Origin of the sequence: Phenylobacterium sp., from assembly GCF_030654915.1 — a bacterium.
GTDB lineage: Bacteria > Pseudomonadota > Alphaproteobacteria > Caulobacterales > Caulobacteraceae > Phenylobacterium.
Window position 1 is genome coordinate 1 of sequence record NZ_JAURWM010000087.1, and the last position, 8,949, is coordinate 8,949.

At 69.2% G+C, this 8,949-nt stretch carries 8 protein-coding genes; 4 read left to right on the forward strand and 4 right to left on the reverse strand.

The window, feature by feature from the left end:
• Positions 1–59 precede the first annotated feature (59 nt).
• Complete coding sequence (locus Q7T84_RS04205) at positions 60–953, forward strand: DMT family transporter (protein WP_304806447.1); 894 nt, start codon at positions 60–62, stop codon at positions 951–953.
• On the opposite strand, the gene Q7T84_RS04210 is transcribed toward Q7T84_RS04205, so the two are convergent.
• Complete coding sequence (locus Q7T84_RS04210) at positions 945–2,360, reverse strand: protein adenylyltransferase SelO (RefSeq protein ID WP_304806448.1); 1,416 nt, start codon at positions 2,358–2,360, stop codon at positions 945–947. The two genes, Q7T84_RS04205 and Q7T84_RS04210, sit on opposite strands and share 9 nt — an antisense overlap.
• A gap of 113 nt (positions 2,361–2,473) precedes the next feature.
• Here Q7T84_RS04210 and nhaA point away from each other — a divergent pair, with 113 nt between their 5' ends.
• Positions 2,474–3,661, forward strand: coding sequence for a Na+/H+ antiporter NhaA (gene nhaA / locus Q7T84_RS04215; protein WP_304806449.1), 1,188 nt, complete (start codon positions 2,474–2,476; stop codon positions 3,659–3,661).
• A gap of 77 nt (positions 3,662–3,738) precedes the next feature.
• Positions 3,739–4,881, forward strand: coding sequence for a serine hydrolase domain-containing protein (locus tag Q7T84_RS04220; protein WP_304806450.1), 1,143 nt, complete (start codon positions 3,739–3,741; stop codon positions 4,879–4,881).
• On the opposite strand, the gene bioD is transcribed toward Q7T84_RS04220, so the two are convergent.
• Positions 4,878–5,540: a dethiobiotin synthase gene (bioD, locus tag Q7T84_RS04225; RefSeq protein WP_304806451.1), complete on the reverse strand. Its 663-nt coding sequence runs from the start codon at positions 5,538–5,540 to the stop codon at positions 4,878–4,880. The genes Q7T84_RS04220 and bioD overlap by 4 nt on opposite strands.
• Positions 5,537–6,688 (reverse strand): 8-amino-7-oxononanoate synthase, encoded by a 1,152-nt coding sequence (bioF, locus tag Q7T84_RS04230; protein WP_304806452.1) that lies wholly within the window; start codon positions 6,686–6,688, stop codon positions 5,537–5,539. Before bioF ends, bioD begins: the two co-directional genes overlap by 4 nt.
• 78 nt (positions 6,689–6,766) lie before the next feature.
• Between bioF and Q7T84_RS04235 the strand changes: the two genes are divergently transcribed.
• A complete protein-coding gene (locus Q7T84_RS04235; RefSeq protein WP_304806453.1) occupies positions 6,767–8,029 on the forward strand; it encodes an adenosylmethionine--8-amino-7-oxononanoate transaminase in 1,263 nt (420 codons plus the stop codon).
• A 75-nt stretch (positions 8,030–8,104) separates the two neighbouring features.
• Here the strand turns inward: Q7T84_RS04235 and Q7T84_RS04240 are convergent.
• The coding region (locus tag Q7T84_RS04240; RefSeq protein ID WP_304806454.1) for an alpha/beta hydrolase at positions 8,105–8,949 on the reverse strand (845 nt) is incomplete at its 5' end.

Sequence of the window (8,949 nt, forward strand, 5' to 3'; positions counted from 1 at the left end):
CTTGCGAGACCTGCGGGCGCGGGGCGTGACGCCGAGCGACCTGCGACGGGAGATGGGCTTTGACTGAGCTGACGGCCGTTCGCGACACCAGCCACGCCAAGGCCCTGGCCGTGCTGGTCGCTGGCGCGGCGATCATCGGCCTGGCGCCGATCCTGGTGCGGCTGGCCGACGCCGGTCCGGCGGCGATCGGGTTCTGGCGCGTCACCTTCGCCATGCCCTTGCTCGCACTGATCGCGCTGCGGACCGATGGCGGCGTGGGCCGGCCCTCCAAGTTCGCGCTGTGGGCTGGAGCGGCCTTCGCCTGCGACCTCGGCTTTTGGCACTACAGCATCCACTTCACCTCTGTCGCCAACGCCACGGTGCTGACCAACCTGACCCCCGTGGTGGTCACCGCGGTCGCTTGGATCTTCCTAAAGCAGCGCCCGGCCAAGCTGTTCGTCGCCGCCGTGGGCCTGGCGGTCGCCGGTGCCTGGATGATGGCGGTCGGCCGCGGCGAACACGCGGCCGGCGCCAACCCGCCGCTGGGCGACGCGCTCGCCCTGACCACGGCGGTCTGGTACGCGCTCTACTTCCTGGCCATCAGCGCAGCCCGGCGCAGCGTCGGCGCCACGCGGGTCATGTTCTGGTCAGGCGTGACCAGCGCGCCGCTGTTGCTCGCCGCCGCCCTGGTTCTCGGCGAGGACATCTTCCCCATCACCGCCGGCGGCTGGGCCGCGGTCCTGGCGCTCGGCGTCATGCACGTTGCCGGCCAAGGCTCGATCGCCTGGGCGCTCGGCCGGCTGCCGGCCGCCACCGCCTCGGTCGTGGTGCTTGTCCAGCCGGTGGTCGCCGCCATTCTCGGCTGGCTGCTGTTCGCCGAAGCCCTCGGCCCAATCCAGGCGCTGGGCGCGGCCATCGCGCTCGGCGGCGTGGTCCTGGCGCAGGCGGCCTCGCGCAAGCCTGCCTCAGCCTAGGCCATAGGCAGCTCTCGCCGCCTCGATCGCCGCGAGTTTGGCGTGCAGGGAGCTCCAGTCGTCGCGCTCGGCGATGTCGGCCCAGATCGCCTCGATCTCATCGTAGAGCAGCTCCTGCGGTTCGGCGGCGGTGAAGTATGCGGCGCCGAGCCGTTCGGGCCGATCACGCTCGAAGGTCTTCAGCAGATCGCGGAAGCCGGCGAACGCCTCGCCCGCATAGATATCGCCCCGCAGGCTCCCCAGGGCGCGGGCCTCGTCACCAGTGAACCAGTCGAAGAAGAACGGCTCCCAGCGCAGCCGATCCCCACCCTCGGAGATGCCGCGGAACGCCGCATTGGCCAGCGCCACATCAGCTTCTTCCGACTGGCTCTTGAGTCCAAGCCTCGCCAGCATCGCCGCCGCCAGTTCGGCGCGGTAGGCCGGGCCGAAGCGGTTCAGGACCTCGACCAGCCCCTCCTGGGGGGCGACCAGGGTCAAGGTCCCGGCCAATTGCTGCAGGTTCCAGAACACGGTCTCAGGCTGACGGCCGAAGCTATAGAGGCCCGAGGTGTCGAAATAGGCGGCGGTGAAGTTCGGATCGTTGCGCGGCAGGAACCGGTAGGGCCCATAGTCAAAGCTCTCGCCGGTGATGTTCATATTGTCGGTGTTGAGCACGCCATGCACGAAGCCCGCCGTCATCCACCGGGCCGTCAGCCGCGCGGCGCGAGCGACGACGGCGGCGAGCAGGGCGGTCGCCCGATCGGTCTCATCGGCGAGCTCGGGGTAGTAGACCTCGACCACATGGTCGACGAGTTGTCCGATCCGCTCGGCGCTCTGGAAATAGGCGTGACGCTGAAAGCTGCCGAACCGCACATGGCTGTGCGAGAGCCGCACCAGCACCGCCGACCTTGTCGGGCTGGGCTCGTCGCCGCGCGTAAGCTCTTCGCCGGTTTCGATCAGCGAGAATGTGCGTGAGGTCGGCACGCCCAGCGCCTCCAGCATGGCCGTGGCCAGCACCTCGCGCACGCCGCCCTTCAGCGTCAGCCGTCCGTCGCCCGCCCGCGACCAGGGCGTCTGGCCCGATCCCTTGGTCCCAAGTTCGAGCAGCCGGCCGGTTCCAGCCTCGCGCATCTGAGCGAAGGTGAAGCCGCGACCATCGCCAAGGTCGGGGTTGTAAACTCGGAACTGGTGGCCGTGATACCGCTGGGCCAAGGGTCTGGGCAGGTTGCCGGGCAACGGCTCGAACCGTCCGAAATGCGCGATCCACTCGGCGTCGGTCAGGGTGTCGAGCCCGACGCTCGCCGCAGCCCGCTCGTTGCGGAACCGCAGCGTGGTCATCGGGAAGTCCGCGGCGACGACCGGGTCGGCGAACTCGGCCCCCAGTTCCTGGACACGCGGATCGGGGAGATAGGCGGAAGATACGGGCATGGGTTCCAGATGGCGCACCCACCGTCCGGCGGCAAGCACTCGGGCGCGATCACTTCGCCGCCAACAACGCCCGATTGCTGTGTTACGCGGCAAAAGCCATGTTAACCGACAGCATGGCGCGCAGACTTACCCTCGACTTCCTGAAGACCGAAAGCGCTTCGGGCCTGATCCTGACGACCGCGGCGCTGGCGGCTATGATCCTGGCCAATTCACCTTGGGCCGAGCACTATTTCGCCTTCATCAAGCACGAGATCCCCGTCCAGATCGGCTCCTTCCATGAGGTGAAGCCGGTCTACAAGTGGATCAAGGACGGGCTGATGGCGATCTTCTTCTTCGTCGTCGGTCTCGAGATCAAACACGAGATCCTGCGGGGCGAACTGTCGAACCCCAGGCGCCTGGCCTTGCCCGTCCTGGCCGCGATCGGCGGCATGGCCGCGCCCGCCCTCGTCTATCTGCTGATCAACGCCGGGCCGAACGGCTCGCCGCAGGGTTGGCCGACGCCGACCGCCACCGACATCGCCTTCGCGCTCGCCGCCCTCGCCGTGGCCGCGCCGCGACTGCCGTCGTCCCTGCGGATCTTCCTACTGACCCTGGCCATCGCCGACGACCTCGGCGCGGTGGTCCTGATCGCCATCCTGTTCACCTCGGACGTCAATCTCTACGCCCTGGCCGGCGCGGGCGCCGCCATCGGCCTGATGGCCCTGATGTCGAAGTGGAAGACCGCGCCCTATCTCTTCTATGCAGCCTGCTTCGCCCTGGCCTGGGCCTTCTGCCTGAAGAGCGGGGCCAACACATCGCTGGCCGGTGTCGCGGCGGCCATGACCATCCCCATCGACCCGCGCAAGCCGGGGCACGAAGGCCCGCTGAAGCACTTCATGGAGAGCCTGCATCCCTATGTCGCCTTCCTGATCCTGCCGCTGTTCGCCTTCGCCGCGGCAGGCTTCTCGTTCCAGGGCCTGTCGTTCTCGACCCTGCTCAGCCCGGTGCCGCTGGGCATCGCGCTCGGCCTGTTCGTCGGCAAGCAGATCGGCGTGTTCGGGGTCGCGGCCCTGGTCATCGGCCTCAAGCTCGCCCGGCGCCCGACCGGCGCGAAATGGCTGGAGATCTACGGCGTCTCGCTGCTCTGCGGCGTCGGCTTCACCATGAGCCTGTTCATCGGCGGCCTGGCCTTCGATCCGAACGACACCCTGGCCCAGACCGAGGTCCGCATGGGCGTGATCGTGGGTTCGGTGGTCTCCACCCTGGTCGGCATGATCGCGCTGAGCATCGCCCAGCGCCAACGGGACCGCGAGGAGAACTAGGGCGTAGCGGACATCTAGGCGTCCAAGCTCCCGCGTCGTAGGCTCGACGCAGAAGACGAAAACAGGGAGCAGACGCCATGGCGCGCGACACCGCGGGCGGGTTCGTACACGACAAGTTCTCGCCGGTGCGCGAGGCGTTCGACGCCAATCTGGCCAGCGGCGCCGACGTCGGCGCGGCCTTCTGCGCCACCGTTAAAGGCGAGACGGTCGTCGATATCTGGGGCGGCTTCGCCGACGAGGCAGGGACGCGGCCCTGGAAGCAGGACACCATCGTCAACGTCTACTCGACGACCAAGACGATGACCGCCCTGACCGCCCTGCTGATCGCCGACCGCGGCGAGCTCGACTTCGACGCGCCGGTGGCGCGCTACTGGCCCGAATTCGCCGCCGCTGGAAAAGAGAGCGTCAAGGTCAGCCACCTGATGAGCCACAGCGCCGGGCTCTCGGGCTGGAAGGAGCCGATCACCAAGGACGACCTCTACGACTGGGACAAGGCGACCAGCCTGCTCGCCGCCCAGGCGCCCTATTGGGAGCCGGGCACGGCGCCCGGCTATCACGCCCTGACCCAGGGCTATCTGGTCGGCGAGGTCGTGCGACGCATCACCGGCAAGTCCCTGGGCACGGTGTTCCGCGAGGAGATCGCCGGGCCGCTGGGCGCCGACTTCCATATCGGCCTGCCGGCGTCCGAGGACGGCCGCGTCGCCGACCTGATCCCGCCGCCGCCAGGCTCAGCCATCGCCGACCGAGCCGAGTCCGAACTGCAGGCCAATATGTCGAGCAACCCCGGCATTGATGTCGGCGAGACCCGCACGCGCGCCTGGCGCGGGGCCGAGATCCCGGCCGCCGGCGGGACCGGAAATGCACGGTCGGTAGCCGAGATCCACGCCATCCTGGCCAATGGCGGCGTCGCCAAGGGCCGACGCTTCCTGTCCGAGGCCGGTTGCCGCAAGGCGCTGGAACTACAGGTCGAGGGCCAGGACCTGATCCTGGGCATGCCCGCCCGCTTCGGCCTGGGCTTCGGGCTGGCGGGCGGCGTCACACCCCTGCCCAACCCCAACACCATCTTCTGGGGCGGCTATGGCGGGTCGATCGCGATCATCGACATGGATGCCCGCACCAGCTTCGCCTACGTCATGAACAAGATGGCCCCGACCACAACCGGCGACATGCGCGGCTTTGGCCTGGCCATGGCCATGTGGGAGGCGCTGAACGTGATCTAAAGGACGTGGTCGGCCCAGGCCTGGTCGTCGCGCGCGGCGGCGACCACCTTCAGGCCTCCGGCGAAGGCGGCGACGCTTTCCACGGTCTGCACGAAATCGGGCGCGTCGGGGTCGGCGCTCTGACTGACCACCACGCCGTGGATCGTCAGGCCGCGCGCGCGCAGGGTCTCGACAGCCGTCAGGGTGTGGCTGATCGCGCCTAGATAGGAGCCGCCGACCAGCACCGTCGGCAGGCCGAGCGCCAGCATCAGGTCCAGGCCCGTCGCGTCCTCGGAAATCGGCGACATCACCCCGCCCACGCCTTCGACCAGGGTGAGGTCGGCGGTGCTGGCCGCTAGGCCCGCACGGCAGAAGTCGGTGAGTTGCGTCAGACGCAGGTCATAGCCTTGCAACCGCGCGGCCATCGGCGGAGACAGCGCCGCATCGAAGCGCAGCGGTGAGATCGCGTCCAGGGCCTCCAGGGTCAGCGGTCGGCCGAGCGCGGCCAGCAGCCGGCCAGGATCGCTCTGGCTCCAGTCCTGGGGATCGAAACCGCTGACCACAGGCTTCAGCGCCTCGACGCTGCGCCCCTTGGCGCCGGCGGCCCGCAGGATCGCGCAGGCCACATAGGTCTTGCCCACATCGGTGTGGGCGCCGGAAATAAACAAGGTCTGGGTCATGGGTTCACCAGCGGACGCACCGCCGCCGCCAGCCGGTCGATCTCGGTGTCGGGATGGCCGGCCGTGAAGGCCAGCCGCAATCGGGCGGTCCCTTCCGGCACCGTCGGCGGCCGGATCGCCACGGCGAGAAAGCCCTGGGCTTCCAGTTCCCGCGCCGCGGCCAGGGTGCGGTCGGCCTCGCCCATCAGGATCGGCACCACCGCGCTGGTGGCGTCCGGCAGGTTGAGGGCGCGGGTGAAGCGGCGGGCCTTGGCCAGCGGCGCGGCGACCAGTTCAGGATCGCTGGCGATCACATCTAGGGCCGCCAAGGCCGCGGCGGCGTTCGCGGGCGGCAGGCCGGTCGTATAGACCAGCGTGCGCGACCGGGTCTTCAGCAGATCGATCACTGGTTGGCTCGCGCAGACATAGGCGCCGTAACCCCCCAGCGCCTTCGAAAATGTACCCATGGCCAGATCGACCTTGGCGCCGGGGAACATCGCCGCCGCGCCACGCCCCTCGCCCACAACGCCCAGGCCATGGGCGTCGTCGACCAGCAGCCAGGCGTCATGCGCCTGGGCGAGGGCGCTGATCTGGTCCAGGGGGGCGAGGTCGCCATCCATCGAGAACACGCCGTCCGTCGCGATCAGCGCGCGGCCAGCCTCGGCGCGATAGGCGGTCAGCTTGCCGGCGAGGTCCTCGACGTCGTTGTGGCGGAAGGCGACGACGCGGGCGCCAGACAGCTGCGCGCCCGACCAGATGCAGGCATGGGCCAGGTCGTCGATCAGGATCAGATCGCCCTGCCCCACCACCGTCGGGATGATCCCGGAGTTGGCCAGGTAGCCGGAGCCGAACACGCAGGCCGCCTCCGCGCCCTTCAGGGCGGCCAGCCGCGCCTCAAGCTGGGTGAAAATCGGATGGTCGCCCGTCACCAGCCGCGAGGCGCCGGCCCCGACGCCGTGCGCCTCGACGGCCGCGATGGCCGCGGCCTTCACGGCGGGATGGTGGGAGAGGTTCAAATAGTCGTTGCAGGAGAACGACAGCAGCCGCCGCCCATTCCGCTCGACCCAGAGGCCGTCCAACCGGTGGGTCGGGACCAAGGTGCGCTTGAGGCTACGCGCCTCGAGGCCGGCGAGCTTGGTTTGGGCGAACGCGGTCAGACTGTCGGTCATGGCCGGGCGGTATGCACGAGGTTGGCCCTGGGTTAAAGCCGCCTTCCCTCCCGCCTGGGAGATGTTGGGAGCGTGCGTATGAGCGAGCAGCCGGACTGGATGACCACGGGCGCGGCCCACGTGTGGCGGCCCTATTGCCAGATGAAGACCGCTCCGCCCCCCTTGGCCGTCGCCCGCACGCAGGGCGCGCGGATCATCCTGGAGGACGGCCGCGAACTGGTGGACGGCATCGCCTCGTGGTGGACCGCCGTTCATGGCTACAATCACCCGCACATCGCCGCGGCCGTGACCGAGCAACTATCGCGCGCGCCGCACGTGATGTTCGGCGGGCTGGCGCATGAGCCGGCCTATCGCCTGGCCACGCGGCTGGCCGCCCTACTGCCCGGCGACCTTGATCATGTGTTCTTCGCCGAGAGCGGATCGGTCTCGGTCGAGATCGCCATGAAGATGGCCCTGCAGTTCTGGATCAACCAGGGCGTGGCGGGCAAGAACCGCTTCCTCAGCTTCCGCGGCGGCTATCACGGCGACACCCTGGCCACGATGACCATCTGCGACCCCGAGGAAGGCATGCACAGCCTGTTCGCCGGGGTGATGCCGGCCCAGCACGTGGTCGACCTGCCGGTGGATGCTGCCACCGAGGCGGCGCTCGACGCGGCCCTAGCCCAGAAGGGCGCCGAGATCGCCGCCATCATCGTCGAGCCTAGGGTCCAGGGCGCCGGCGGCATGCTGTTCCACAACGACGAGGTGCTGCGCATCCTGCGGCGACTGGCGGACAAGCACGGCGTGCTGCTGATCTTCGACGAGATCTTCGTCGGCTTTGGGCGCACCGGCGACCTGTTCGCCTGCACCGGCTCAGGCGTGATCCCCGACATCGTGACGCTGTCCAAGGCCCTGACCGGCGGCACGCTGCCGCTGTCGGCGGCGATCGCGCGCAAGCCGGTCTTCGACGCGTTCTGGTCCGACGACGCCGGCGCGGCCCTGATGCATGGCCCGACCTATATGGGCAATCCGTTGGCCTGCGCGGCCGCCAACGCCTCGCTCGACCTCTTCGAAGCCGGGACCTGGAAGGCCGACGTCGCGCGGATCAACCAGGCCTTGACCGAGGGTCTGGAGCCCTGCCGCGCGGCGCCCGGCGTCATCGATGTCCGCACCCTGGGCGCCATAGGCGTGGTGGAGTTCGATCACCCAGTGGAGACCGGCCCGCTCTGCATGGCCTTCGTCGAGCAGGGCTGCTGGATCCGGCCGATGGGCAAGGTCGTCTACCTCGCCCCGCCCTATGTGACGACCAACGAGGAACTAGCCCGCCTGACCGGCGCGATCCGGACGGTGTTGCTGGGCTGAACCGCGCGCAGACGCTCCCCCGCTGAGGAGGTCCTGGCCGCCACCTCCCCCGACGGGGGAGGATCAATAGGCTCCCTAGGCGAGCGCCGCCTTGAGGGCCGCGGCGGTTTCCTTGGCGGCCGCCGTGATCGCCGGCGAGACGTCGCCCATCAGGTAGAAGTCGTGCACCAGGTCGGAATACTCGACATGGGTCGCCTTCACCCCAGCGGCGTTCAGGCGCGCGGCGTAGTCGCGACCCTCATCCTTCAGGGGGTCATAGCCCGCGGTGACCACCAGGGCCGGAGGCGTTCCAGCGACGTCGGCCTTCGCGCCGATATTGGCGCGGGCGGCCTGCGGGTGGTCGCCAACCGCCAGGCACTTGTCGAACCAAGCGATGGCCGCCTTGGTCAGGATCGGACCGTCCAGGTCCTTGCGTGACTGGGTCTCCTCGTCGGGCCAGATGCCCGGATAGAGCAGCAGTTGGAAGGCCAGCTTACGCTTCGGATCGTTCTTCAGATCAATGGAGACCGAGGCCGCCAGGTTGCCGCCAGCCGAGCAGCCGCCAACGGCGACGCGAGCCGGATCGAAACCGATCTCGGCGGCATGGTCGAACACCCACTTCACCGAGGCCAAGGCGTCGTCATGGCCGGCCGGGAAAGGATGCTCGGGCGCGAGCCGGTAGTCGACCGCCAGAACGCGGATTCCCGCGAAGCTGGCCAGACGCCGGCAATGGCCGTCGTGGCTCTCGAGGTCGCCGATGGCGAAGCCGCCACCGTGGAAATAGACAAGGCCTGGCGTCACGGCCGGCGCACCGGCGGGCGTGTAGAGCCGCCCGCCAATGGGGCCATCCGCTCCGTCGACTTGCAGGTCGCGGGCCTCGACGTCCTTGGGCGCGGTCAGGTTCTGGGCGGCGCGCTGCATGCGGTAGCCGGCCCGGATCA